This window comes from Mesorhizobium sp. ArgA1 (genome assembly GCF_053714375.1).
Window position 1 is genome coordinate 69,549 of record NZ_JBSKBQ010000013.1, and the last position, 24,365, is coordinate 93,913.

Sequence of the window (24,365 nt, forward strand, 5' to 3'; positions counted from 1 at the left end):
CTCCGCCAAACATTCATTGTGCAGTGCACCATTTCTTGACACGTACCGGTTAACGGGTCGCAAAACAATGCCCGTCTATCTCTTCCGTTCCCAATCTGCGAACAAAAGATGACGACGTTGCGAAATCTGCCGTGATCACCTAACGGTTTGAGATAAAAGGTGAAATGTCAGCCTTGCGGCAAAATCATGGCACGTGCTCGGCACTGCCACATTTTTAATCAATCACCGCCGGCAACGCCAATACATAAGAAGCGGAGCTGCTTTGCGCCCCACGCATAACCAAATAAAAACGCGCGCCCCGAGGGGCGCGCGCAAATGGCCTCAAGCCATTGATTTTATGCCGGTATCTTGACGACCACTTCGGTCTTGTCGCCGGCTTTGGGCTCAAAGCCGGACGACTTTGTCTTGGTTCCATTGACTTCGAGCGAGATGGATTTGGCCTTTTTGTCGCGGATGACACGAACCTTGACCTCGGCTCCCAGCATCTTGAGCGAGGCCGCGTAACCGTCCCAGTGGCTGGGCAGTTTCGGCCGGAACGTGATCTGCTTGCCGCGCCGCTCAATGCCCAGAATGCCTTCAACAGCAGCACGGTAGAGCCACCCGGCCGACCCCGTATACCAAGTCCAGCCACCGCGACCGCCCTTGTCTTCACCGGAATAGATGTCGGCGGCAACGACATAGGGCTCGACCCGGTAGTGTTCGGCCGATGCATCGTCGAGCGCGTGGTTGACCGGGTTCAGCATCGAGAAGCAGCGATAGGCATCATCGGCGCGGCCCATTTCGGCCAGTGCGATGACGAACCAGGTGGCCGCATGGGTGTACTGGCCGCCGTTCTCGCGCACGCCCGGCGGGTAGCTCTTGATGTAGCCGGGATCCTTTTCCGTGTTCTGGAAGGCCGGGGTGAACAGCTTGACGATCTTGAGCTTGTCGTCGACGAGCAGGTTCGTCGCCTGCTGCATGGCGGTGGTCGAGCGCGCCGGGTCACCCTCGCCGGAGAGCACGCTCCACGACTGGGCAATGGAGTCGATCTTGCACTCGTCCGAATTGTGGGAGCCGAGCGGCGTGCCGTCATCGTAGCTGCCGCGCCGGTACCACTGGCCATCCCAGGCGCTGCTTTCCAGCGCCCGCTTCAGCACGTCAGCGTGCTTCAGCCAGGCCTGCGCCCGCTTGGTGTCGCTTTGCCCCTTGGCGACAGCAGCAAAGTCGCCCAGCGTCTTCAGCAGGAACCAGCCGAGCCATACGCTCTCGCCCTTGCCGGCTTCGCCGACGCGGTTCATGCCGTCGTTCCAGTCGCCGCCGAGGATCAGCGGCAACCCGGCCGGACTGCTGCGCTTGACCGCAAGGTCGAGCGCGCGCGCGCAATGATCGTAGAGCGAGGCATGAGTCTTGGATACTTCAGGGGTGAAGAAAGCGTCGTGCTCGCCCTCGCCCAGCACCTGCCCGTCGATGAAAGGCAGCTGCTCCTTGAGGATCCCCGCATCGCCGGTCACTTCGATGTAGCGGTTGGTTGCGTGCGCCAGCCAGACCACGTCGTCCGAGATCATGGTGCGCACGCCGGCATCGGTGCGCGGCAGCCACCAATGTTGGACGTCGCCTTCGGGAAATTGCCGGCGCGCCGCATTGAGGATCTGGTCTCGCGCCAGCTTCGGATCATGCGCCAGCAAGGCCAGCGTGTCCTGCAGCTGGTCGCGGAAGCCGAAGGCCCCGCTTGCCTGGTAGAAGGCCGAGCGGGCGCGGATGCGGCAGGCCAGGCTCTGATACGGCAGCCAGTGATTGACCATGGCGTCGAGCGTCTTGTCCGGCGTCTCGACCTGTATGGTGTCGAGGAAGCCGCGCCAGACGCGTTCATTGTCGGCCAGCCGCTGGTCGAAATCCTTGCCCGAATGGGTCTGTACCAGCGCGCTCGCCTCGGCGGGCGTGGCGGCATCGCCGAGCAGCCAGACAAGCGTGACATCGCCGCCGGCGGGAATTTCGATGTCGCTGGCGAGGGCGGCGCAGGGATCGTCGCCGGCTTCGACGCGGCCCGACAGGCCGGCGCCGCTGACGACGGCATGCGGAAAGGCGCTGGTGCCTTGCCTGCCGATGAACTCGCCGCGGTCGGCCGTCACCGAACGAACCGGACCGGTGGCGGCCAGGAAGGCCACCCGGTCGCCGAAATCGAGCCCGTAGGGGTTTTGCGCCAGAAGCGCCCCGGTCGCTGAATCCCTCGACGGAATGATGGTCGCCGCCGTGCTCGAGCGGTGGCTGCCGAGAACCCATTCGGCATAGGCATAAACGCGCAACCGCGCCGGCGCCGAGCCCGAGTTCTGGATGCGCAGCCGCGTGATCTTCACCGGATCGATCGGATCGACCACATGCGTCAGATCCATCGACAGCGGACCGCGCTTCGACCGGAACGTCGAAAAGCCCTGGCCGTGCCATGTCTCGTAAGTCATGGAGGGATCGCGGACCACGGCGGCGAGCGGCGAGAACGCCTTGCCGCTGGCATGGTCGTAGATATAGACGCCCTCGCCCGGCCGGTTGGTGACCGGATCGTTCGACCATGGCGTCAGCTGGTAGTCGCGGCTGTTGCGGCTCCAGGTGAAGGCGGCGCCTTCGGCCGAGACATGGAAGCCGAACGAGGCGTTGGAGACGACGTTGATCCAGGGTTGCGGCGTCGTGCGCCGGCCGGCAAGCCGGGTGACATAGTGGCGGCCGTCGCCTTCGAAACCGCCGAAGCCGTTCCATTGGCTAAGTCCGCTGCCGTCGGCACTGCTGTCAGGCGCAGCATGGACTGCAGGCGCCGCCGGCACTGGCAGAGACGTCTCGCGAAGCGTCGCAGCACCTGCCGGCTGCAAGGCATCGCGGGCCTGCAAGGCTGCCCCCTCGGCGCGCTCGATCTGGTCGAAGATGGTGCCATTGCGGGTGTGCAGCACGACGCGGGCAACCGCCAGCAACGTCTTGTAGGTCGACTCATCCATCAGGTCGCGGCGCACCGCGAAGATGTGCTGGCGTGGCCCGAGTTCCTTGCCGCGCAGGCGGCTGTTTTCGCACAGCGTCTCGACCGCACGCTGCAGATCCTGCACGTAGGACGACGCCTGCTCGTTGACGACGACGAAGTCGATCATCATGCCGCGGGCGCGCATATACTCCTGGAAGCGCAGCGCCTGCGCGACGATCTCGAGGTCGGCGACGTCGCCGATCCTGACCAGGAAGATCGGGAAATCGCCGGAGATGCTGGTCGGCCACAGGCTGGACTGCTTGCCCAGCCCCGAGGCGATGGATTCGGCCGGCAGGCGCAGGAACGGATCGGGATAGATCAGATAGCGCGCCAGCTTCTGGACATTGGCGGCGTCGGTCAGGCTCAGACCGAGATGGCGGGTCTGCACCTGGCTACGGGTCCAGGCGAGCATCGCCTGGCGGGCGAAGCTTTCGGGATGGTCGAGCCTGGCTATTGCTTCGTCCAGTTCAGCGCGGTTGGCGCCGACGGCGGTCCAGAAGGTCAGCGAGATCTTCTTGTTGGCCGGCACCCGCACCTGCCGGCGCAGCGCCGCGACCGGATCGAGCGTGAAGCCATGGTGACCACCAAGCTTGGCGCCGGGATCGAAAGCTGCGGCCTCGGCGATGGTGCGGCCGCGGCCGATGAAAGCGCGGCGGTCGGTTTCGGCCTCGGCATCGCGCGCCAATCCCGAGGGATCGGTGACGAAATGCACCATGGTGACGTCAGGCTCGTTCTTGTCGCGCTTGCGCCTAGTGGCAAAGATGGCACCGTTATTGGCGGCGATCTCGGTCTCGATGAACATTTTCGAGAACGCCGGATGGGCGTTGTCCGAGGCCTCGTTGCCCAGCACCAACTCGGCGAATGAGGTCACCTCGATGTGCCGATCAGTGGCGCCGTCATTGTAGAGCGTGACGCGCCGTCCCTCGCCATTGCCTTCCGAGATGACGATGCACTCGACCTCGGAACGCAGCGATCCAACTGCTTTGACGAAGCTGGCCTTGTCGTCGGAAAACAGCGTCTGCACTCTCTCGCCGGTCGCTTGCTTTGGTTCTGCGGTCGCCGACCACCAGTCGCCGGTGCCGGCATCCCGGAGGAAGATGTAGGAGCCGAGCCGGTCCTCGGTCGGGTCCGGCTGCCAGCGGGTCACGGCGAGTTCGCCCCAGCGGCTGTAGCCGGAGCCGGTGGCGGAGACCATGACCGAATAGCGGCCGTTGGACATGACATTGGTCGAGCGCAACGCCCTTGCCGGGTCGAGGATGATGCGGGAGTCCGGGCTCTCGGTCTCGGTCTCGTCCTTGGAGCGCTCGTCGGCCTCGGTCCTGACGGTGGCGGTCGGGATGTCGCGCGGCGCCCTCTCCTGCAGCAGGAGTTCGGCTGATTCAATCACCGGGTCGCTGTGAAAGCGGTCGCGCAGCCGGCCTTCGAAGATGGCGTCGGCAACGGCGGCGATCGACATGCCGGAATGGTGGGCCATGTAGTTCAGCACCACGGCGTGGTCGGTGCCTTCCGGCACGCGCTGTGGCGTGAAATCGACGGCGTCATAAAAGCCGTGCCTTCCTAGCGCGCCGATCGAACGCAGCCTGACCAGATTCTGCACGGATTCGCGCGGTGTGAACTGTGCGGCGAGGATCGTGGCGTAAGGCGCGATCACCGTGTTCTGGCCAAGACCGCGCTTCAGCCCAAGTCCGGGCACGCCGAAATTGGTGTACTGGTAGGTCAGTTCGCGATCACGGGCGTTGTAGGCCGCTTCCGAAACGCCCCACGGCACGTTCTTCGAGCGGGCATACTGGATCTGGCGCTTGATGATCAGCTTGCTGGTCTGGTTGAGGATCGAGCCTTGCGGCTCCTTCATCACCAGCGGTGGCATCAGATACTCGAACATCGAGCCCGACCAGGACATCAGCGCGCCCTGGAAGCCGATCTCGACAATGGGTCGTCCGAGCCGGAACCAGTGCTCGGTCGGCAGGTCGCCCTTGGCGATGGCAAACAGGCTGGTCAGCCGCGCCTCGGAGGCCAGCAGATCGTAGCAGCTTTCGTCGAGCTGATGTTCCTCGACACGGTAGCCGATCGAGAGCAGCTTGCGCTCCTGCCGCATCAGGAAGGAGAAATCCATCTCGAAGGCGTAACGGCGGCAGCGTTCGCGCAGCGCCAGCAGCTTGGCGCGCAAGGCTTCGACGGCGTTCTCGTCGCTGTGGGAGTCATGCACATGCGCTTCGCAGGTCGCTTCCAGCCGCGCTGCCCAATCGGCGATCACGTCGCTGCGCTGCGATCCCGCTTCGGTATGGATGGCGGTGGCGAGCTTGCGGATTTCGCCGGCAAGCACGGCCAGATTGATGGTGCGGATCGAAGCCATCTCCGGCTGCGCCTTGATGGTCATCACGGCGCGCCGCATACCGTCGAGACGGTCGGCCAACCGCTGGCGCAGCGGCCTTAGCTGACGGCGGTCGTCAGGCAATTCCTCGAGGCTCTCGTCAAGGATCGTCACCGTGTCGAGGACGCCTTCGAAATCGCCCTGCAGATGCACGGACGGGGCTTCAGCCCATTCGGCGCAGGCAGCCGCGACCGCGACCAGATGTCCGGCGAGATTGCCGCTGTCGACGGCCGAAATATACAACGGATAGAGCGGCTTCAGCGTCGTGGTGTCGTACCAGTTGAAGAGATGGCCGCGGTTGCGCGGCATGCTCTCGATGGTCGTCATCGTCGCATCGATGCGGGTGATAGCGTCGGAGAGCGCTATCCAGCCGAAATCCCGCGCCGAGACCACAGACAGGAGATAGACGCCGATATTGGTCGGCGATGTCCGCGGCGCCACCACCGGCGCCGGGCTCTCCTGGAAATTGTCGGGCGGCAGATTGTGATGCTCGGCCGTGACGAAGGTCTCGAAATAGTGCCAGGTGCGGCGCGCCACGGTGCGCAGCGCGTGGATATCGGCCTGCGAGATGCGCAGGCGGTCCTCGGTCTCGGCCGAGCGGCTGATCCAGCAGGCCACCGCCGGCGAGCCAATCCAGAACAGCGCGAAGAAGAAGGCGACGAAGGCGCCGGTGGAATCGGCCAGCACGGGAATCGCAAGACCGACGACGCCGATGATCACGGCGCCGTACATCATGCTGTAATAGGAGCCGAGATCGTTGTCGCCGCCCTTGTGCGCCTGCGACGCCGTGCGCCATTCCAGAAGGTTCTGGCGGCTGACGAACAGGCGATAAAGCGTGCGCACGATGGCGTCGCCCATCATCCAGGCGTTGTGCGCCATCAACAGCACTTTCAGCGCCACGAGCGCCGTGCCGAAGACGGCGTCGCGCGCCAGCGCCGAGAAATGGCCACGCGGCGTCTGGTCGCCGCTCTTGGGCAAGATGCCGTTGATCACATCGAAAGTCGGCGCCATGAACAGCGAGAGGATCAAAAGCGCCTGCCACTGCGCGGCCTGCGTGAAGGGCAGCAGCGTCCAGCCGGCGATCGCCGCCATCACCCAGAAGATCGGGGTCAGCGAACGGCGCAGATTGTCGACCATCTTCCAGCGCGACAGCGCCGGCACGCCGGAACGCGGCGAGAAGATGAAGCGCAGCAGCTGCCAGTCGCCGCGCGCCCAGCGGTGATGGCGCGAGGCGTCGACCGAATAGCGGGTCGGATAGTCCTCGACCAGTTCGACGTCGGTGACGAGGGCGGCGCGCGCCAGCGCGCCTTCGAGAAGATCGTGACTGAGGACGGTGTTTTCCTCGATGCGGCCCTTCAGCGCCGCCTCGAAAGCGTCGACGTGGTAGAGGCCCTTGCCGGTGAATGAGCCGTCGCCGAAGACGTCCTGGTAGAGATCGGACACGGCAAAGACGTAAGGGTCGAGACCGCTGTTGGCCGAAAAGACGCGCTGGAAGAACGAGGCGTCGTCGCCGCTGGTGAGCGAGGCCGTGATGCGCGGCTGCAAGATGGTGTAGCCGGCGGTGACGACACGCTTTGCCGCGTCGAAATGCGGGCGGTTGAGCGGATGGGCGAGCTTGCCGACCAACGACGACACGGCGTCGCGTGTGGTGCGCGTGTCGGCGTCCAGCGTCATGACGTATAGGACCTTTTCCGGCAGCGGCACGTCGAGCGGCAGGAAGGTGGTGTCGCTGTCGCCGCGCAGGAGAAGGTTCAGCTCGTGCAGCTTGCCGCGCTTGCGCTCCCAGCCCATCCACGCGCCTTGCGCCTGGTTGTAGAGCCGGCGCCGATGCAGGATATAAAAACGCGGCGCGCCCTCGGAGGGGTAGCGGGCATTGAGCCTGGCGATCTCGTCGCGTGCATATTGCAGGATTTCGATGTCGGCGGCGTCGATCTCGGTCTTGGAGTCCGGCCAGTCGGACAGCAGTGCGAAATGGATTTCATCCGCCGTATTGGCGAGGTGATGCACCTCGATATTGCGGATGTTTTCCTCGACATCATCGCGCGAGCCGATCAGCGAGGGCACCACGACCAGCGTGCGCGCCGCGGCCGGAATGCCGTGCTTGTAGTCATAGCCGACCAGCCGTGTCGGCTTCAGGAACAGCGAAACGACGGTGTTGAAGAAGGCGAGCGCGCCCTCGCTAGCGGGTACCGCAAACAGCGCCAGCATCAACGTGATCGAGGGAACCGACAGGCCGAGATGGGCAAGCGCATTGCCTGAGAGCACCAGCAGCAGCACCGTCAGCAGGAAGACCGGAGCCACGATGCCCAGCCAGCCCGTGGCGGTGAAGGCTCGCTTGAAAGTCACATAGAAAGGCGGCCGGTAGCCGATCGCCTTTTCCAGATCCGGCCGGCGCGGCCCGACCAGGAAGAAGCCGACATCCGTATGCATGGCGGGATCGGCAGCTTCATCCGGCACGCCGGACGCATCGGTAACGCCAGGCACATGGCTGGCAAGCTCGATCGCCTTTTCGGCGACACGGAATTCGGACAGGTCGGAGCGGCGCGCCAGCTGTTCGATCGATGTGCGGTACTGGTCGCGCGAAAAGAAGTCGAGCGCGGCGAAATCGGTGCGCTCGCGCAGCAGCGTGTCGATGCGGCTGACACCTTCGAACCACACCGTCCAGTCGACATCGTTGATGAGGCGCAGGCCGCGGATGATGTTGCCGGTGGTGACATTGCCGCTGGACAGCGTGCGATGCTCGGAGATGATGATTTCCTCGGCGTCGGAGCCGGTCTTCTCGAGCTCGACCTCCAGCCATTCCAGCGCCCTGCCGGCATTCTGCGAACCGTCGCGCAAGCGGTAGAGCAGCTGGGTGGCGAAGGTCGTGTCCTGGGCATGCGCGCCGTAACTCGACAGGATTTTCTGGCGGTCGGCATTGTCGTCTGTCGCCAGCACGCGGTCGGCGACTTCGTTGGCGATATGGCGCATCTGCCTGGTGCGGTCGACACGCACGGCGATACGGCGCAGGTTTTCGATCAGCACGAAGCGCAGCAGCGACGGCAGCGCCCAGAGCTCGCCGATCTTCAGCGGCTCGACCGACTGGAAACCCTCGACGATGGATTTGAACATGGTCGCCGAGACGGAACTGTCGGAATGGGCGACATAGCTCCAGGCCAGCGCCAGCGCGCGCGGCACGGCGACGCCGTCGGACAGTTTCAGGGTCGGCAACTGCCGGTAGAAACGGCGCGGCAGGTCGCGCTTGACCTGGAAGATGGTCTCTTCGACCAGATAGTTGTTGTCGAGCAGCCATTGCGCGGCAGGCGTGATGGTTTCGCCCTTGGCCTGGGCGGCATTGGTCGAGCGGTAGACTTCGAGGATCTTCTTGGCGCTGTCGCGGATGCGGGCCTGGAACTCGAACGGCGCCAGGCCGAACAGGTCCTTGATGTCGCCCTTGGCAAGGCTTTCGCCCAGCGCGCGCAGCCGCTCTTCGGGCAGGAAATTGGAGCGTATCGGCTCTTCGGTGATGACCGGGAACCTGGCGCTGGTCTTTTCGATATGGGCAGGATTTGTCTGGATATTCATTGAAAATTCCGCATGGGGGACGCGATGCGGCGTCACCGCCACGGCAATGTCCCTAAAACCGATTCGAATGCAATTGGTTGCATGATTACACTGGCCGAAAGTTCTGCTTCGCACCACACCAGGGGCGTTATCCCTTCGACATTTCAAGGAGGGGCTTTCGACAACTCAAAGACGAGCACCCCTGTCCTCCCGTCCGCCTTGGAACGACGGAAGGATTCAGGCTTTTTCGTGATCCAGGCAACAGCTTACGCCAGATTTCTCCGGCGTGCGATCATGTTTGGCAACAGGCGTTAATCGTTGCTGGCGGCGCGGCTAGCCCAGGCTGGCGATCCGGATCACGAACACGGTGGTCCGCCCCGCCGGTTCCAGGCGCAGTTCCGCGACGTCCGAGTCGGTCAGAAGCGCATCGCGCGGCCCCAATTGGACGGTTGTCGGGCCGGTCAGCCCGACCTCGCCGTCGAGCGGCAGCATAAGGGTCGTTGCGGTCGTCGGGCGGATATCGATTGGCGCCGACACCAGCAGGCGCTCGACCGTGTGCGTTGCCCGCCCGCGGCGGGTCATGACGTTGAGGTCGGTGATCGGACCGGAGATCAGCGTTGCCTGCGTCGCCACGTCGGCAGGGAAGGAAAGCGGGGCCGACGCCCCGGTCAGCCGCTCCGGTGGCCGGCCGGCAATGTCGAGGACGATGCCCTCGCCTTCCAGCACGGCCAGCGTGCGGTCGACGCCGGCAAAGCCCGAGAACGGGCCGCCGCCCTCGACCCGCGCCATCGAGATGCGCCAGTCGAAGTCGTCGAGCCCGGCGCGGTCAGGTGAGACGATGATCTCGGTTGTCGTGCCGCCGCCATTCTTCCACGGCATGACGCGGTAATCGGCGGCACGAAGGATGCGCATCGGTTCAGCCAATCAGCCCAAAATGCCGGGCAGGTTGAGCTGGTGCTCTTTCGCGCATTCGATGGCGATGTCGTAGCCGGCATCGGCGTGGCGCATGACGCCGGTCGCCGGGTCGTTCCACAGAACACGCTCCAGGCGCTTTGCGGCATCCGCCGTGCCATCGGCGACGATGACCATGCCGGAATGCTGCGAAAAGCCCATGCCGACGCCGCCGCCGTGATGCAGCGACACCCAGGTGGCGCCGGACGCGGTGTTGAGCAGCGCGTTGAGCAGCGGCCAGTCGGAGACGGCGTCGGAGCCGTCTTTCATCGCCTCCGTCTCACGGTTTGGCGAAGCGACCGAGCCGGAGTCGAGGTGGTCACGACCAATGACGACCGGCGCCTTCAGCTCGCCCTTGGCGACCATCTCGTTGAAGGCAAGACCGAGCCTGTGGCGGTCGCCGAGGCCGACCCAGCAGATGCGCGCCGGCAGGCCCTGGAACGCAATGCGCTCGCGCGCCATGTCCAGCCAGTTGTGCAGATGGGTGTTGCCGGGGGTCAGTTCGCGCACCTTGGCGTCGGTCTTGTAGATGTCCTCGGGATCGCCGGAGAGCGCGGCCCAGCGGAACGGGCCGATGCCGCGGCAGAACAGCGGGCGGATATAGGCGGGCACGAAGCCCGGGAACGCAAAGGCGTTTTCAAACCCTTCGTCCTTGGCGACCTGGCGGATGTTGTTGCCATAGTCGAGCGTCGGAACGCCGGCGTTCCAGAACGCAACCATCGCCTCGACATGCTCGCGCATCGACGCTCGGGCCGCCGTTTCGACTGCCTTGGGGTCGCTGACGCGCTTCTCGCGCCATTCGGCCATCGTCCAGCCCTTGGGCAGGTAGCCGTTGACGGGATCGTGCGCCGAGGTCTGGTCGGTGACCATGTCGGGGCGGATGCCGCGCTTGAACATCTCCGGCACGATCTCAGCCGCATTGCCGAGCAGGCCGACCGACTTCGCCTCGCCGGCCTTGGTCCAGCGCTCGATCATGGCCATCGCTTCGTCGAGCGTCTCGGCCTTCTCGTCGACATAGCGGGTGCGCAGGCGGAAATCGATCGAGTCCGGATTGCATTCGATGGCGAGGCAGCAGGCGCCGGCCATGACGGCTGCCAGAGGCTGGGCGCCGCCCATGCCGCCGAGGCCGGCGGTCAGGATCCATTTGCCTTTGAGGTCGCCATTGTAGTGCTGGCGGCCAGCCTCGACGAAGGTCTCGTAGGTGCCCTGCACGATGCCTTGCGTGCCGATATAGATCCACGAGCCGGCCGTCATCTGGCCGTACATCATCAGGCCCTTCTTATCGAGCTCGTTGAATTTATCCCAGGTTGCCCAGTGCGGCACGATGTTGGAGTTGGCGATGAGCACGCGCGGGGCGTTGGAATGGGTTTTGAAAACGCCGACCGGCTTGCCGGACTGCACCAGCAGCGTCTCGTCCTCGTTGAGCGTCTTCAGCGAGGACACGATACGGTCGAAATCGTTCCAGGTGCGCGCGGCCCGGCCGATGCCGCCATAGACGACGAGTTCGTTGGGGTTTTCGGCGACATCCGGATCGAGATTGTTCATCAGCATGCGCAGCGGCGCTTCGGTCGTCCAGTATTTGGCGTTGAGCTTGTCGCCGCGCGGGGCACGCACTTCGCGGATGTTGTGGCGAGGATTGTTCATCACTGTCCCTTTCGAGTAAGGCGGCGCCTCAGCGCCCGGCCCAGTCAATGGCGGTTTGGAGGATTTTCGTCAGTGTGGCGCGCATCGGCGCGGCAAACGCGGCATCGTAAGGCACCGGCCAATTGTCCGGTTCGCCCTTGCCTTCGGGCTCGCGCAAATAGCCGCGATCGGCAAGTTCCATCTGCAGCGCATGGTAGCCGCCTTGCGGATTGCCGAAGTAGCGTGTGATCCAGCCGCCCTTGAAACGGCCGTTGATGACGTTGCTTTCACCGCTTTCGGCCATGATCTGGCCGACCAGCGCCTGCAGTGCCGGATCGGCGGTCTGGCCGTCATTGGTGCCGAGATTGAAGACCGGCAGCGTGCCATAGAACAGGCGCGGCAGCACCGACCGGATCGAGTGGCAATCGTAGATAACAATTTTTTCGTGCAGGCCGCGCAGCCTGACGGCCTGGGCCGCCAGCATTTCATGGTAGGGCACGAAATACGCCATGCGGCGCTGGTCTATCTCCGACGGCGTCGGTTCGGCGCCGGGCAGATACAGCGGATCGCCGTCGAAGGTCTCGGTCGGGCATAGCGTCGTTGTCGTCTGCCCCGGATAGAGCGAAGCGCCGGAGGGATCGCGGTTGACGTCGATGACGGTGCGCGAGATCGACGTGTGCACCACCGTCGCGCCAAGGCCGGCGGCGAAATCGTAGAGATTGTCGATCCACCAGTCGCAATCGCGGCGGCCGAGCCAGGGCGAGACCAGCCGGTTGTCGAGGCCGGCGAGATCGATGCCGGTATGCGGGATCGACACCAGGAGCGGTGCCGTGCCTTCCGTCACTGTAAGCCAGTCGGTCATGTCAGGCTCCCGAGATCGAAGGCAGTGTTATCGCGCCGGCCGCCTTGATGGCAGCGCCGCTGCGCACCATGGCGATCGCCTTTTCCATGTCGGGGTGGAAATGCCGGTCGGTATCGAGATGCGGCACCTCGGCCCGGACCAGCTTGCGCACCGCTTCAAGCGCCGCGCTCGATGCCAGCGGCGCATGGAAATCGCAGCCTTGCGCCGCGGCCAAGAGTTCGATGCCGATGACGGCCGTGGCATTTTCCACCATGCCGATCAACCGGCGCGCTCCGTGTGCGGCCATCGAGACATGGTCTTCCTGGTTGGCCGAGGTCGGGATGGAATCGACGCTGGCCGGATAGGCCTTCTGCTTGTTCTCGGAGACGAGCGCTGCAGCCGTCACCTGAGGGATCATGAAACCGGAATTCAGGCCGGGCTTCGGCGTCAAAAAGGCCGGCATGCCGGACAGCGCGGGGTCGACCAGCATGGCGATGCGGCGTTCCGACAGCGAGCCGATTTCGCAGACGGCAAGCGCGATCATGTCAGCGGCGAAAGCCACCGGCTCGGCGTGGAAATTACCGCCGGAAAGCGCGGTATCGTCCTCGGCGAAGATCAGCGGATTGTCGGTGACGCCATTGGCCTCGGTGCCGAGCGTATCGGCGGCCTGGCGCAGCACACTGAGCGCTGCACCCATCACCTGCGGCTGGCAGCGCAGGCAGTATGGGTCCTGCACGCGCTCGTCGCCGACGCGGTGCGATTCACGGATGGCGCTGCCGGCCATTAGATTGCGCAGCGCTGCCGCCGTCTCGATCTGGCCGGGGTGTTTTCTGAGGAGATGAATGCGCGGATCGAAGGGGGCGTCCGAGCCCTTGGCGGCGTCGGTCGATAGCGCGCCGGCAACCAGCGCCGACTGGTAGAGCACTTCGGCCTCGAACAGAGCGGCCAGCGCATAGGCGGTGGAGAACTGCGTGCCGTTGAGCAGCGCCAGGCCTTCCTTGGCCCCGAGCGTCACCGGCTCCAGACCATGCGAGACGAAGGCGACCTTGGCCGGAAAGCGGCCATGCGGGGTAAAGCATTCGCCGACGCCGATCATGACGGCGGTCATGTGCGACAGCGGGGCGAGATCGCCCGAAGCGCCGACCGAGCCCTGCGCCGGCACCACGGGGATGACGTCGTTGGCGAGCATGGCTTCCAGCAGTTCGATGGTCTGTGGCCGCACGCCGGAGGCGCCCTGCGCCAGGCTGGTGAGCTTCAGCGCCATCATCAGCCGGACCACCGCGACCGGCATCGGCTCACCGACGCCGGCGGCATGCGACAGCACGATGTTGCGCTGCAGGGTTTCGAGATCGGCCGCCGGGATGCGAACGCTGGCCAGTTTGCCGAAGCCGGTGTTGATGCCATAGACCGGCTCACCCTTGGCGACGATGCGGGCGACTGCCTCGGCACTGGCCTTGATCTTTGGGCGGCAGGCAGCGTCCAGCTTCGGCACGGCGCCACGGTAGATGCCGCGCCAATCGGCCAGCGTCGCATTGCCGGGCTTCAGGGTAAGTTCGGTCATTGTCCTCTCCAGATGCGGGCATGAAGCGGGTTGAAGCCCATGCGGTAGACGAGTTCGGCCGGGCGCTCGATGTCCCAGATCGCCAGGTCGGCCGATTTGCCTGCTTCCAGCGTGCCGGTCTGGCCGAGCAGCCCGAGCGCGCGGGCGGCGTCGCGGGTGACGCCGGCCAGGCATTCCTCGACGGTCAGACCAAACAGGGTCGCCGCCATGTTCATGGTCAGCAGCAGCGAGGTCAGCGGCGAGGTGCCGGGATTGTTGTCGGTGGCGACAGCCATCTTGACCCCGTGCTGGCGAAACAGGCCGATCGGCGGCTTCTTGGTCTCGCGGATGAAATAGTATGCGCCGGGCAGGATCGTCGCCACGGTGCCGGCCTTGGCCATCGCCGCGGCGCCGGCCTCGTCGGTGTATTCGAGATGGTCGGCCGAGAGCCCGCCATAACGCGCGGCAAGTTCGGCGCCGTGTAGGTTGGACAGTTGGTCAGCGTGGAGTTTGACCGGCAGGCCGAGCGCCGTGGCCTTGTCGAACACGCGCGCAATCTGCTCCGGCGAAAAGGCGATGCCTTCGCAGAAACCGTCGACGGCATCGGCCAGACCCTCGGCTGCGATGGCGGGCAGGATGGTGTTGGCGACGAGATCGACAAAAGCGTCTTTGTCGCCCTTGGCCTCCGGCGGCAGCGCATGCGCGCCGAGGAAGGTGGTGCGGACCGTCACCGGACGCTCTTTGTCCAGGCGCCGCGCGGCGCGCAGCGATTTCTGCTCGTTTTCGAGATCGAGCCCGTAACCCGACTTCACCTCTACCGTGGTGACGCCTTCGGCCATCAGCGCATCAAGGCGCGGCAGCGTCTGCGCAACCAGTTCGTCTTCGCTGGCCGCACGCAAGGATTTGACCGAGGAAACGATGCCGCCTCCGGCCCGCGCCACTTCTTCATAGGTGGCGCCGGCTAGCCGCATTTCGAATTCGTTGGCGCGGTTGCCGGCGTGGACGAGATGGGTGTGACAGTCGATCAGGCCAGGCGTGATCCAGCGGCCTTCGCAATCGGTGGCGGCAGCACCTTGAGCCAGGGCCGACGGCATGTCTGCTTCCGGCCCGGCATAGGCAATCAGACCGTCGCGGGCCACGATAGCGCCCTTTTCGACGATACCCAGTCCGGTTTCGCCTTCGGCCATGGTCGCCAGGCGCGCATTGCGCCAAAGGTGAAGGCCCCCTGCCCGGCTTTTATCTTGTGCCGCCATCATCTTTTCCGTTTGATTGGATGGTGATTATGTATATACATATTGAAACGGACTGCAAGTGCTATTGTTCAGGGAACGGGAGAAAAACGTGACGGCGATCTTTGCGGAACAGGCATTGCTGCCCGACGGCTGGCACGACCATGTCAGGATATCGATCGGCGATGGCCGTATCGCGACAGTCGAGACCCAGGCATCGGCGCAAGCCGGTGATGAGCGTCACGCGATCGTCGTGTCCGGCATGCCGAACCTGCACAGCCATGCCTTCCAGCGCGGCATGGCCGGGCTTGCCGAATTGCGCGGCCCCTCGGCCGACAGTTTCTGGAGCTGGCGTGACGTCATGTATCGCTTCGCGCTGTCGATGACGCCGGACCAGGTCGAAGCGGTAGCCGCGCAGCTCTATGTCGAGATGCTGGAGGCCGGGTTCTCGCGCGTTGGCGAATTCCACTATCTCCACCACGACCGCGATGGAAAACCCTATGCCAACCTTGCCGAGATGGCCGAGCGCATTGCCGCCGCGGCCGGCGAGACCGGCATCGGCCTGACGCTGCTGCCGGTGTTTTATGCGCATTCTTCCTTCGGCGGCGCTGCTCCAAACGATGGCCAGCGGCGATTCATCAACGATGTGAATCGCTTCGGGCGCTTGCTTGAGAAAGCCCGCGAATCCGTTCGCACATTGAATCAGGCTGTCGTCGGCGTCGCCCCGCACAGCCTGCGCGCCGCAACGCCGGAGGAACTCAGTGCCGTTGCCGCCATGGCGCCGGATGCGCCGATCCACATCCATGTCGCCGAGCAGGTGAAGGAAGTCGAGGACTGCCTTGCCTGGTCAGGCGCACGGCCGGTCGAATGGCTGCTTGCCAATGCCGGGATCGACAAGCGCTGGTGCCTGATCCACGCCACCCACATGACCGAGGCGGAAACCATCGGCATGGCAAAGAGCGGCGCCATTGCCGGCCTTTGCCCGATCACCGAGGCCAATCTCGGCGACGGCACCTTTGCCGCGCCGCTGTTCACCGACCACGGCGGCCGCTACGGTGTTGGCTCCGATTCCAATGTGCTGATCGGCCTGCCGGATGAACTCAGGCAACTCGAGTATTCGCAGCGTCTGGCGCATCGGGCTCGCAATGTGCTGGCTCCCGCTGGCGGGTCGAACGGGCGCTCCTTGTTCGACGCCGCGCTCGACGGCGGCAGCGCCGCGCTCGGCGCCGGCCCGTCGCGGATCGCGGCAGGGGCGCCGGCCGATTTCGTCTCGCTCGACCAGAACCATCCCTCGCTTGCCGGCAAGAGCGGCGATGCCATCCTCGACGCCTGGATCTTTGCCAATGGCACGACGGTCGATTGCGTCTGGGTGCATGGGAAAAAACAGGTCAGCGGGGGCAGGCATGCCAGGCGCGAGGCGATTGCCAAGCGTTTTCGCAACGTGATGACGGCGCTTTCGGCATGAGCATGATCGAGACAGCTGCGGTAGAAGGCGGCGGTTCGCTGCACCAGCGCATCCTGTCCGACATCAGCGAGAAGATCCTGTCAGGCGCCTGGGCGCCTGGCTATCGCATCCCGTTCGAGCATGAACTGACGGCCGAATACAATTGCTCGCGCATGACGGTGAACAAGGCGCTGTCGCAGCTGGCCAAGGCCGGGCTGATCGAACGCCGTCGGCGCTCGGGCAGTTTTGTCCGCCAGCCGCAATCACAGGCCGCGGTGCTGGAACTGCATGACATCCGCATCGAGGTCGAGGCGCTGGGCCTGCCCTATCGCTACGAGCGGGTGGCGCGGCAGAAAAGGCGCAGCAGCGCCGAGGACCGTGCACTGCTGGAGCTCTCGGCAGTGGGACCGCTGCTGGCGTTGGAAGGCCTGCACTTCGCCGGAAAGCGGCCGTTCGCCCACGAACAACGGCTGATCAACCTCACTGCCGTGCCTGAAGCGGTCGAGGAGGAGTTCGCGGATATCGCGCCAGGCCCATGGCTGATCGGCCGCGTGCCGTGGAGCGAGGCCGAACACCGCATCCGCGCGGTAGGGGCGGACCGGCACATTGCCGAAGCGCTCGACATCCCAACCGGCGCGCCGTGCCTGGTGGTCGAGCGCCGCACCTGGAGCGCGGAGCACCCGGTGACGCAGGTGAGGTTCACTTATCCAGCCGAGAGCCACACGCTGGTGGCAAGGTTCCGGCCGGGGTAGCTGCGCTTACCCTCCCCTTGTGGGAAGGGTCGCCGCGAAGCGGCGGGGTGGGGGTGCGGCACCGCCCCCCACCCGGACCTTTGGTCCGACCTCCCCCACTTAGGCCCACTTGGGGGAGGTAGAGGGTCAGCGCTTTAAATCGCCGCCGTGACAATAATCTCGACCGTATACTCCGGCCCAGCCAGCCTGGCTTCGCCGGTGGCGCGGGCGGGCGTATTGCCCTGCGGCACCCACTTGTCCCATTCCTTGTTCATCTCGGCGAAGGTGCCCATGTCGGCCAACCAGATGATCGCCTGCAGAATCTTTGTCTTGTCGGTGCCGGCCTTGGCCAGCAATTCGTCGATGGTGGCCAGGATCGACTTCGTCTGTTCGCCGACGCTGGCGCCGGGCGTCCCGACCTGGCCGGCCAAATAGACGGTGTCACCGTGAATGACGATCTGGCTCATGCGCGGGCCAACATCGATGCGACGAATGCTCATGGGGAGGTTCCTTCGTTTTGAGGGTCGCGCCTGTTTAGAGTCGCTGCCGGCTTCGGGCAAGGCCAACCGCGCGCATCGATTGAGCCTGAGTTGGATTTTCCTCCGGGAATGGCTATTTGCGCAAAAGGATTTACTTCTGCGCGGATTGCCGACCTCGTGCGAGAGTGGCAAGAATTTGCGCCAAACAAGATTGCTAGGGATGACAGCCATGGAATATCGCGAAATCAGCGAGGACTATTCGGTTTCGGGCCAGATCCAGCCCGAAGATGCCACCGCCATCAAGGAAGCCGGCTTCAAGAGCGTGATCTGCAACCGTCCGGATGACGAGCAGCCCGGCCAGCCTTCGGCCGACAGTGTCAAGGCGGCAGTCGAAGCCGCGGGACTGGCTTTCCGCTACATCCCGGTGATCAGCGGGCAGATCACGGCCGAGAATGTCGAGGACCAGGCCGAGGCGCTCGACGCGCTCGAAGGCCCGGTGTTTGCTTATTGCCGCTCTGGAGCGCGTTGCACCAACCTTTACGGGCTGATCCAGCAGTCGAAGGGTTAAATCGGCAGCGCGCCGGTTTCCTTCAGCGTCTCCAGTACGATCGCCGTCTTCACATGCTGCACGGATTCATGCGGCAGCAGCACGCCGTTGACGAATTCCGACAGCGACTTGAGGTCCGGCGTCACCACCTTCAGGATGTAGTCCATCTCGCCGGTCAGGGCATGCGCTTCCTGTACCTCCGGCAGCCGCGCCAAAAGTTCGCCGAAGCGCCTGGCATTGTCGCGATTGTGGGTCGCCAATGTCACCGAGATGACGTTGACCAGCGAGAAGCCGAGCTTGTCGCGGTCGAGCACCGCGCGATAGCCCTTGATGTAACCGTCTTCCTCCAGCCGCTGGCGGCGGCGCGAGCATTGCGACGCCGACAGGTTCACCCGTTCCGACAGATCGTTGTTGGTGAGCCGCGCATCGCTCTGCAAAAGAGCCATTATCTTGCGGTCGAATTGATCGATACGCGCATCATCCATGGATTTTTCTCCAATCATGCATGAATTACGCGCAAGATGATCATTTCAAGCGTTTGAATGCAAGCACCGTGCGGCCACTCCGCGCTATGATTGGTTATCTCGTGGTCCGATGTGGCCACCATCCGTTTGGAGGAATGCCATGGGTCCCTTCCCGCACGACGCCCCGCCTGCAAAGATCAGCAAGGAAAACCCGGCCGGCACCGACGGATTCGAGTTTGTCGAGTTCGCGCATTCGGAGCCGCAGAAGCTTGCCGAACTGTTCACTCGCATGGGCTATATCGCGGTGGCCAAGCACCGCACGAAAGACATCACCGTCTGGCGCCAGGGCGACATCAACTATGTCGTCAATGCCGAGCCGGGCTCGCATGCGATGAAGTTCGCCGACAAGCACGGTCCCTGTGCCGCCTCGATGGCCTGGCGCGTGGTCGATGCCAAGCATGCGTTCGACCATGCGGTGTCGAAAGGCGCCACGCCCTATGAAGGCGCCGACAAGGCGCTCGATGTGCCGGCCATTGTCGGCATCGGCGGCTCGCTGCTCTATTTCATCGACGCCTACGGCAAGAAAGGCTCGGCCTATGACGCCGAGTTCGAGTGGCTGGGCGCGCGCGACCCGAGGCCGCAAGGCGTCGGCTTCTATTTCCTCGACCACCTGACCCACAATGTCTATCGCGGCCAGATGGACAAATGGTGGGACTTTTATCGCGAGCTGTTCGGCTTCAAGCAGATCCATTTCTTCGACATTGACGGCAAGATCACCGGCCTGGTCAGCCGCGCCATCACCTCGCCCTGCGGCAAGATCCGCATTCCGCTGAACGAGTCCAAGGACGAGACCAGCCAGATCGCCGAGTATCTGAAGAAATACAATGGCGAAGGCATCCAGCACATTGCTGTCGGCACCGACGATATCTACGCCGCCACGGACAATCTGGCAGCCAACGGGCTGAAATTCATGCCCGGCCCGCCGGAGACCTATTACGACATGTCGTATGACCGCGTGAACGGCCATGACGAGCCGGTCGAGCGGATGCAGAAGCACGGCATCCTGATCGACGGCGAAGGCGTGGTCAATGGCGGTACGACCAAGATCCTGCTGCAGATTTTCTCCAAAACCGTGATCGGGCCGATCTTCTTCGAATTCATTCAGAGGAAGGGCGACGAAGGCTTTGGCGAAGGCAATTTCCGCGCTCTGTTCGAATCGATCGAACAGGACCAGATCAAGCGCGGCGTGATCAAGGTGGACGGCAAGGCGGCATGAAGCCGTAAGCTCGTTTGCGGCTCGATCGGCTTTGATCTAAACTCAGACCACAAGATGTCGAGCCGTGCACGTCTCAATAACAGAAGCCAGGGCCAAACTGTCGGAGCTCGTGAGGCGCGCAAATGCCGGCGAAGAGATCTTAATCACCCGGCGCGGCAGTGTCGTAGCGCGTCTCTTGCCGCCGTCCGGCAAGGACAGACCTATCGGCGTTACCGCTACTCTGAACGAGCCGAGTCGCTTGACGATTAATTAGAGTCCCAGCCGCTCGATCTCTGCACTTCTCAATTTCAAATCATAGTCGAGCAGAAACTCATCCAGCTGTGGCGGCGCGACCGAGGTTCCGGAAAGCATGGCGTGCACCTGGCCGCGATGATGGATGTCGTGCAGGAAGAGGTGGGCGAGGATGTCGCCGATCTTTTCGGGGATCATGCCGTCCTGACGCCGGTCGGTGATGATCTGGCGATCAAGATCGTCCGCCGAAAGGCTGTTGCAAAAGGCGATCAGACGCCGGTCGGCCGCAGTCTGGGTGGCAAACAGCGCCTGCGGTTCATCGAACGGCACGTAATCGTCATGGGCGGCAGCACCCACGCCACCCTCTTCCAGAAAATCGAGATAGAGATGATCCACTGCAAGGATGTGGTTCAGCGTCGCCTTGATCGACGGAAAGAAGCTGATGCGCTCGGCTTCGAATTCGCCGGGCTTGAGCTGCAGCACCGCGCGGTAAAGCCGGTCGTTCGACCAGAGATTGTTGCCGGCCATGCGGCGCAGATGCTCGAGCAGGGTCATGAGTTCATTCGCCTGACCAAGCCAATGCCTGCCGCCATGACCGCGAAGCCGGCGACAACGATCAGCAAAAGCCGGTTCATGCGTCGGCGGAGCGCCTGCGTTTCCACATCGCGCGCCACATTGGTGTTGGTGATGGTGTGGAACATCATCGCCTTGCGCGGGTAGCCGCTGCGGTTGGTGAGGTCGGGCGAGCGCGCCTCGATGCGGTAGCTCAGCCGGATCGCCAGGATGAACAGCACTAGAATCCCAAGCGCCCAGACGCCGGCCAGCAGATAGAACGCCTCGCCCGTCATTGCATTACCCCGTTATGCCTGGTACTTCTCGACCTTCTGCTCGATGGCGCCGAAGATCGAATGGCCGGTCTTGTCCTTCATCTCGATGCGTACCGTGTCGCCGAAGCGCAGGAACGGCGTCTTGGGTTCGCCGGATTCAATGGTCTCGATCATGCGCAGTTCTGCAATGCAGGAATAGCCGGCGCCGCCTGATGACACCGGCTTGCCTGCCCCGCCATCGAGTTTGTTGGAGACGGTGCCGGAACCGATGATGGTTCCGGCAACCAGCGGCCGCGTCCTGGCGGCATGGGCGATCAGCGCCGGGAAATCGAAGGTCATGTCGACGCCTGCATTGGCGCGCCCGAACGGCTTGCCGTTGAGGTCGGCGAGCAGCGGCAGGCTGACCTTGCCGCCATCCCAGGCGTCGCCGAGCTCGTCCGGCGTCACCGCGACCGGCGAGAAGGCCGAGGACGGTTTTGACTGGAAGAAGCCGAACCCCTTGGCGAGTTCGGGACCGGTGAGCGTACGCAGCGTCACGTCATTGACCAGCATCACCAGCCGGATCGCGGCGCGCGCCTCATCAACGCTCGCGCCCATCGGCACGTCGTCGACAATAACCGCGACCTCCCCCTCCATGTCGATGCCAAAGGCTTCGTCTGCCATGCGGATCGGATCGCGCGGCGCGATGAAGGAATCGGAACCACCCTGATAGATCAGCGGATCGGTCCAGAAGCTTGCCGGCATGTCGGCGCCACGGGCTTTGCGGACCAGTTCGACATGGTTCACGTAGGCGGATCCGTCGGCCCACTGATAGGCGCGCGGCAGCGGCGAATGCGCGTCATGCTCGTGGAAGCGCGCCGAGGGCACGGCATTATTTTCCAGCGATTCGGCGATGGTCGCCAGATGCGGCGAAATCCGCTGCCAGTCGTCAAGCGCGGCCTGCAACGTGCGCGCCAGGAACGAGGCGTCGGTGAAGCGCGTCAGGTCGCGCGAGACGACGACGAGTTTTCCATCGCGCGTCCCGTCCTTCAATGTGGCAAGCTTCATGCGGTTTCCTCTCCTGATGCGGCTTTGGCGCCGTCTAAGTTCACAACAAGGCCGTCGCGGGCAATCGTCAAGTCACCGGACCACGATTTCCTGACAGCAGCCTCCCAATCGGCCTCGCCGATCCCGGGGTCGTCGGCCGGAATGAGGTGATTGAGCACCAACTTTTTCACGCCGGCATCGCTGGCAATCCGGCCGGCTTCCTCGGCAACGCTGTGGCTGGCGAGCAGATGCTCTCTCAGCCGTGCGCCGTTGCCGGTCCGGGCCACCAGCCGCTCTATGCCCTCTTCCAGCATGGCTTCATGGACAAGAATGTCGGCGTCTTTGGCGAAACTGGCGAGCGGCGGGAAGAAAGCCGTGTCGGCCGAGAACACAACGCTTTTGCCCGCGCACTCGAAACGCAGCGCGAAACAGTCGGTCACCGGCGGATGGTCAACGCGCAGCGCCGTAACCTCGAGACCGCGTTGCCTGAGAATCTCGCCCTCGCCGAATTCGACGATCGAAATCAGCTCGCGAATATCCGGCCTGCCTTCGTCGACGATGCGGATCTCGATGTCGAACTCCATCGCCTCACAGAAGTGCCGCCAGTACTGGGCGGTGCCAAGCGGGCCGAACACGCTGACGGGCGTCGCCAGACCGGCCGTCCAGGCGGTGTGCAGCAACGGCCCCAGTTCCAGCACATGGTCGGAATGCAGATGGGTGACGAAGATGAGGTCGAGCGCCTTGAGGCTGACGCCGGCATCGACCAGGCCGCGCGTGACGCCGAGCCCGCAGTCGACGACGACGGTTCGTCCGCCAAGCGCCAGCAGCGAAGAACTCGGCCACGGCCCGCCCGGCCGCAGCGCCGGGCCGCCCTTCGAGCCGAGTAGCACCAGACGGCCGCGCGCCTGACCGACGCTCAAGACCAGTCGCCCTCGGGCGTGCCATTGAAGCGCTTCTTCAGGTCGGACCAGCAGTCGATGTAATTGTCCTGCCGTGTCTCCAGTTCGGCGCCGTAGCGGGTCAGCATTTGCGGGAATCGGGTCTCGAACATGAACGCCATCGTGTTGTCGAGCTTGACCGGTTTCAGCTCGGAGCGCGAGGCCTTTTCGAAGCCAGGCGCGTCGGGGCCGTGTGCCAGCATCAGATTGTGCAGGCTGATGCCGCCGGGAACGAAACCTTCCTCCTTGGCGTCGTACTGGCCGTGGATCAAGCCCATGAACTCGCTCATGATGTTGCGATGGTACCAGGGCGGCCGGAACGTATCTTCCGCCACCAGCCAGCGCGGCGGGAAGATGACGAAATCGATGTTGGCGGTGCCTTCCTCGCCGCTCGGCGCGGTGAGCACAGTGAAGATCGACGGATCGGGATGGTCGAACAGAATGGCGCCGACCGGCGAAAACGTCGCCAGATCATATTTATAGGGCGCATAGTTGCCGTGCCACGCCACCACGTCGAGCGGGGAATGGCCGATCTCGGTGACATGGAAATTGCCGCACCATTTCACCGTCAGCCGGCACGGCGTCTCCTTCTCCTCGAACCAGGCGCAGGGCGTCTTGAAGTCGCGCGGATTGGCCAGGCAATTGGCGCCGATCGGGCCGCGGTCGGGCAGCGTCAGCTTGGCGCCGTAGTTCTCGCAAACATAGCCGCGCACTTCGGCATCGGCGAGTTCGACCTTGAACACCAGCCCGCGCGGCAGAACGGCGATCTCGCCGGGGCGCAGTTCGATGACACCCATCTCGGTGACGAAGCGCAAGGCGCCGACCTGCGGCACGACGAGCAATTCGCCATCGGCGTTGAAGAAATGATCGTCGACCATCGAGCGGTTGGCGACATAGACATGTGCCGCCATGCCGCTCTGTCCCAGCACGTCGCCGGCGGTAGTAATGGTGCGCATGCCGGCGATGAAATCGGTCGGCTCCTTCGGCATCGGCACCGGGTTCCAGCGATACTGGCCGAGCGCCAGCTCGTGGTCGCCGACATTGGGAGCGGTCTTCCATAGGGGATAGCTCACCGCCTTGAAGCGGCCGGTATGCTTTACGCTCGGCCGGATGCGATAAAGCCAGGAACGCTCATTGGTGCCGCGCGGTGCGGTGAAGGGCGAGCCGGAAAGCTGTTCGGCATAAAGGCCGTAAGCTGGCCGCTGCGGTGAGTTTCGTCCCTGCGGCAGCGAGCCGGGCAAGGTTTCGGTCTCGAAATCGTTGCCGAAGCCCGGCATGTAGGAAAAGGCCATCCGATCCTCCCTGATCCCGGTCTTGAGCCGCC

Annotated in this window: 18 protein-coding genes; 5 read left to right on the forward strand and 13 right to left on the reverse strand. The window is 64.0% G+C overall.

All coding sequences use genetic code 11. From position 1 onward, the window contains the following. Positions 1-335: 335 nt before the first annotated feature. The 6 genes from ACWGTI_RS23900 to hutI all read right to left on the reverse strand — a co-directional run bounded on the left by ACWGTI_RS23900 (position 336) and on the right by hutI (position 15,102). Positions 336-8,915 carry a GH36-type glycosyl hydrolase domain-containing protein gene (locus tag ACWGTI_RS23900; RefSeq protein ID WP_454589397.1) on the reverse strand — a complete coding sequence of 2,860 codons (8,580 nt, stop codon included), beginning with the start codon at positions 8,913-8,915 and terminating at the stop codon, positions 336-338. Between the two features lie 312 nt (positions 8,916-9,227). Next, positions 9,228-9,806 (reverse strand): HutD/Ves family protein, encoded by a 579-nt coding sequence (locus tag ACWGTI_RS23905; protein ID WP_454589398.1) that lies wholly within the window; start codon positions 9,804-9,806, stop codon positions 9,228-9,230. Between the two features lie 12 nt (positions 9,807-9,818). Beyond that, positions 9,819-11,489 carry a urocanate hydratase gene (gene hutU, locus ACWGTI_RS23910; RefSeq protein WP_454589399.1) on the reverse strand — a complete coding sequence of 557 codons (1,671 nt, stop codon included), beginning with the start codon at positions 11,487-11,489 and terminating at the stop codon, positions 9,819-9,821. Between the two features lie 28 nt (positions 11,490-11,517). Then, positions 11,518-12,330: an N-formylglutamate deformylase gene (hutG, locus tag ACWGTI_RS23915; RefSeq protein WP_454589400.1), complete on the reverse strand. Its 813-nt coding sequence runs from the start codon at positions 12,328-12,330 to the stop codon at positions 11,518-11,520. Position 12,331: 1 nt separating this feature from the next. Then, positions 12,332-13,870, reverse strand: coding sequence for a histidine ammonia-lyase (gene hutH, locus ACWGTI_RS23920; protein ID WP_454589401.1), 1,539 nt, complete (start codon positions 13,868-13,870; stop codon positions 12,332-12,334). Then, positions 13,867-15,102 (reverse strand): imidazolonepropionase, encoded by a 1,236-nt coding sequence (hutI, locus tag ACWGTI_RS23925; RefSeq protein ID WP_454589402.1) that lies wholly within the window; start codon positions 15,100-15,102, stop codon positions 13,867-13,869. The genes hutH and hutI overlap by 4 nt, the downstream gene beginning before the upstream one ends. Positions 15,103-15,190: 88 nt before the next feature. On the opposite strand from hutI, the gene ACWGTI_RS23930 reads away from it, so the two are divergent. Next, positions 15,191-16,543 carry a formimidoylglutamate deiminase gene (locus tag ACWGTI_RS23930; protein WP_454589403.1) on the forward strand — a complete coding sequence of 451 codons (1,353 nt, stop codon included), beginning with the start codon at positions 15,191-15,193 and terminating at the stop codon, positions 16,541-16,543. Beyond that, positions 16,540-17,274, forward strand: coding sequence for a histidine utilization repressor (gene hutC / locus ACWGTI_RS23935; protein WP_454589404.1), 735 nt, complete (start codon positions 16,540-16,542; stop codon positions 17,272-17,274). The genes ACWGTI_RS23930 and hutC overlap by 4 nt, the downstream gene beginning before the upstream one ends. A gap of 134 nt (positions 17,275-17,408) precedes the next feature. Here hutC and ACWGTI_RS23940 read toward each other — a convergent pair whose 3' ends face one another. Further along, positions 17,409-17,753 carry a RidA family protein gene (locus ACWGTI_RS23940; protein ID WP_454589405.1) on the reverse strand — a complete coding sequence of 115 codons (345 nt, stop codon included), beginning with the start codon at positions 17,751-17,753 and terminating at the stop codon, positions 17,409-17,411. Positions 17,754-17,961: 208 nt separating this feature from the next. On the opposite strand from ACWGTI_RS23940, the gene ACWGTI_RS23945 reads away from it, so the two are divergent. Further along, positions 17,962-18,300, forward strand: coding sequence for a TIGR01244 family sulfur transferase (locus tag ACWGTI_RS23945; RefSeq protein WP_454576770.1), 339 nt, complete (start codon positions 17,962-17,964; stop codon positions 18,298-18,300). On the opposite strand, the gene ACWGTI_RS23950 is transcribed toward ACWGTI_RS23945, so the two are convergent. Further along, positions 18,297-18,764: an Lrp/AsnC family transcriptional regulator gene (locus ACWGTI_RS23950; protein WP_454589406.1), complete on the reverse strand. Its 468-nt coding sequence runs from the start codon at positions 18,762-18,764 to the stop codon at positions 18,297-18,299. The genes ACWGTI_RS23945 and ACWGTI_RS23950 overlap by 4 nt on opposite strands. A gap of 139 nt (positions 18,765-18,903) precedes the next feature. On the opposite strand from ACWGTI_RS23950, the gene hppD reads away from it, so the two are divergent. Together hppD and ACWGTI_RS23960 are read left to right on the forward strand one after the other, a co-directional pair. Beyond that, the gene (gene hppD / locus ACWGTI_RS23955) at positions 18,904-20,019 is read left to right on the forward strand and encodes a 4-hydroxyphenylpyruvate dioxygenase (RefSeq protein WP_454589407.1); all 1,116 of its coding nucleotides are present in this window, start codon (positions 18,904-18,906) and stop codon (positions 20,017-20,019) included. 64 nt (positions 20,020-20,083) lie between these two features. Beyond that, positions 20,084-20,272 carry a type II toxin-antitoxin system Phd/YefM family antitoxin gene (locus ACWGTI_RS23960; RefSeq protein WP_454589408.1) on the forward strand — a complete coding sequence of 63 codons (189 nt, stop codon included), beginning with the start codon at positions 20,084-20,086 and terminating at the stop codon, positions 20,270-20,272. Here ACWGTI_RS23960 and ACWGTI_RS23965 read toward each other — a convergent pair. From ACWGTI_RS23965 to hmgA, 5 genes are read right to left on the reverse strand one after another with little or no spacing between them, the layout of a single operon-like run. After that, positions 20,269-20,805 carry a DinB family protein gene (locus ACWGTI_RS23965; protein WP_454589409.1) on the reverse strand — a complete coding sequence of 179 codons (537 nt, stop codon included), beginning with the start codon at positions 20,803-20,805 and terminating at the stop codon, positions 20,269-20,271. The two genes, ACWGTI_RS23960 and ACWGTI_RS23965, sit on opposite strands and share 4 nt — an antisense overlap. Next, positions 20,802-21,098 (reverse strand): hypothetical protein, encoded by a 297-nt coding sequence (locus ACWGTI_RS23970; RefSeq protein ID WP_454589410.1) that lies wholly within the window; start codon positions 21,096-21,098, stop codon positions 20,802-20,804. Before ACWGTI_RS23970 ends, ACWGTI_RS23965 begins: the two co-directional genes overlap by 4 nt. 12 nt (positions 21,099-21,110) lie before the next feature. Continuing rightward, entirely contained in the window at positions 21,111-22,124 is a 1,014-nt protein-coding gene (locus ACWGTI_RS23975) for a fumarylacetoacetate hydrolase family protein (RefSeq protein ID WP_454589411.1), read from the reverse strand. Further along, positions 22,121-23,023, reverse strand: coding sequence for an MBL fold metallo-hydrolase (locus tag ACWGTI_RS23980; protein ID WP_454589412.1), 903 nt, complete (start codon positions 23,021-23,023; stop codon positions 22,121-22,123). The genes ACWGTI_RS23975 and ACWGTI_RS23980 overlap by 4 nt, the downstream gene beginning before the upstream one ends. Further along, the gene (hmgA, locus tag ACWGTI_RS23985; RefSeq protein ID WP_454589413.1) at positions 23,020-24,333 is read right to left on the reverse strand and encodes a homogentisate 1,2-dioxygenase; all 1,314 of its coding nucleotides are present in this window, start codon (positions 24,331-24,333) and stop codon (positions 23,020-23,022) included. Before hmgA ends, ACWGTI_RS23980 begins: the two co-directional genes overlap by 4 nt. Between the last annotated feature and the right edge of the window lie 32 nt (positions 24,334-24,365).

Bases quoted from the DNA above. Each gene is read 5' to 3' on its own strand.
- ACWGTI_RS23940 (WP_454589405.1), bottom strand. From the start codon at position 17,753: ATGAGCATTCGTCGCATCGATGTTGGCCCGCGCATGAGCCAGATCGTC.
- hutI (WP_454589402.1), bottom strand. From the start codon at position 15,102: ATGGCGGCACAAGATAAAAGCCGGGCAGGGGGCCTTCACCTTTGGCGC.
- ACWGTI_RS23900 (WP_454589397.1), bottom strand. From the start codon at position 8,915: ATGAATATCCAGACAAATCCTGCCCATATCGAAAAGACCAGCGCCAGG.
- hutU (WP_454589399.1), bottom strand. From the start codon at position 11,489: ATGAACAATCCTCGCCACAACATCCGCGAAGTGCGTGCCCCGCGCGGC.
- hutH (WP_454589401.1), bottom strand. From the start codon at position 13,870: ATGACCGAACTTACCCTGAAGCCCGGCAATGCGACGCTGGCCGATTGG.
- hmgA (WP_454589413.1), bottom strand. From the start codon at position 24,333: ATGGCCTTTTCCTACATGCCGGGCTTCGGCAACGATTTCGAGACCGAA.
- hutG (WP_454589400.1), bottom strand. From the start codon at position 12,330: ATGACCGACTGGCTTACAGTGACGGAAGGCACGGCACCGCTCCTGGTG.
- ACWGTI_RS23945 (WP_454576770.1), top strand. From the start codon at position 17,962: ATGGAATATCGCGAAATCAGCGAGGACTATTCGGTTTCGGGCCAGATC.
- ACWGTI_RS23950 (WP_454589406.1), bottom strand. From the start codon at position 18,764: ATGGATGATGCGCGTATCGATCAATTCGACCGCAAGATAATGGCTCTT.
- ACWGTI_RS23965 (WP_454589409.1), bottom strand. From the start codon at position 20,805: ATGACCCTGCTCGAGCATCTGCGCCGCATGGCCGGCAACAATCTCTGG.
- hutC (WP_454589404.1), top strand. From the start codon at position 16,540: ATGAGCATGATCGAGACAGCTGCGGTAGAAGGCGGCGGTTCGCTGCAC.
- ACWGTI_RS23970 (WP_454589410.1), bottom strand. From the start codon at position 21,098: ATGACGGGCGAGGCGTTCTATCTGCTGGCCGGCGTCTGGGCGCTTGGG.
- hppD (WP_454589407.1), top strand. From the start codon at position 18,904: ATGGGTCCCTTCCCGCACGACGCCCCGCCTGCAAAGATCAGCAAGGAA.
- ACWGTI_RS23975 (WP_454589411.1), bottom strand. From the start codon at position 22,124: ATGAAGCTTGCCACATTGAAGGACGGGACGCGCGATGGAAAACTCGTC.
- ACWGTI_RS23905 (WP_454589398.1), bottom strand. From the start codon at position 9,806: ATGCGCATCCTTCGTGCCGCCGATTACCGCGTCATGCCGTGGAAGAAT.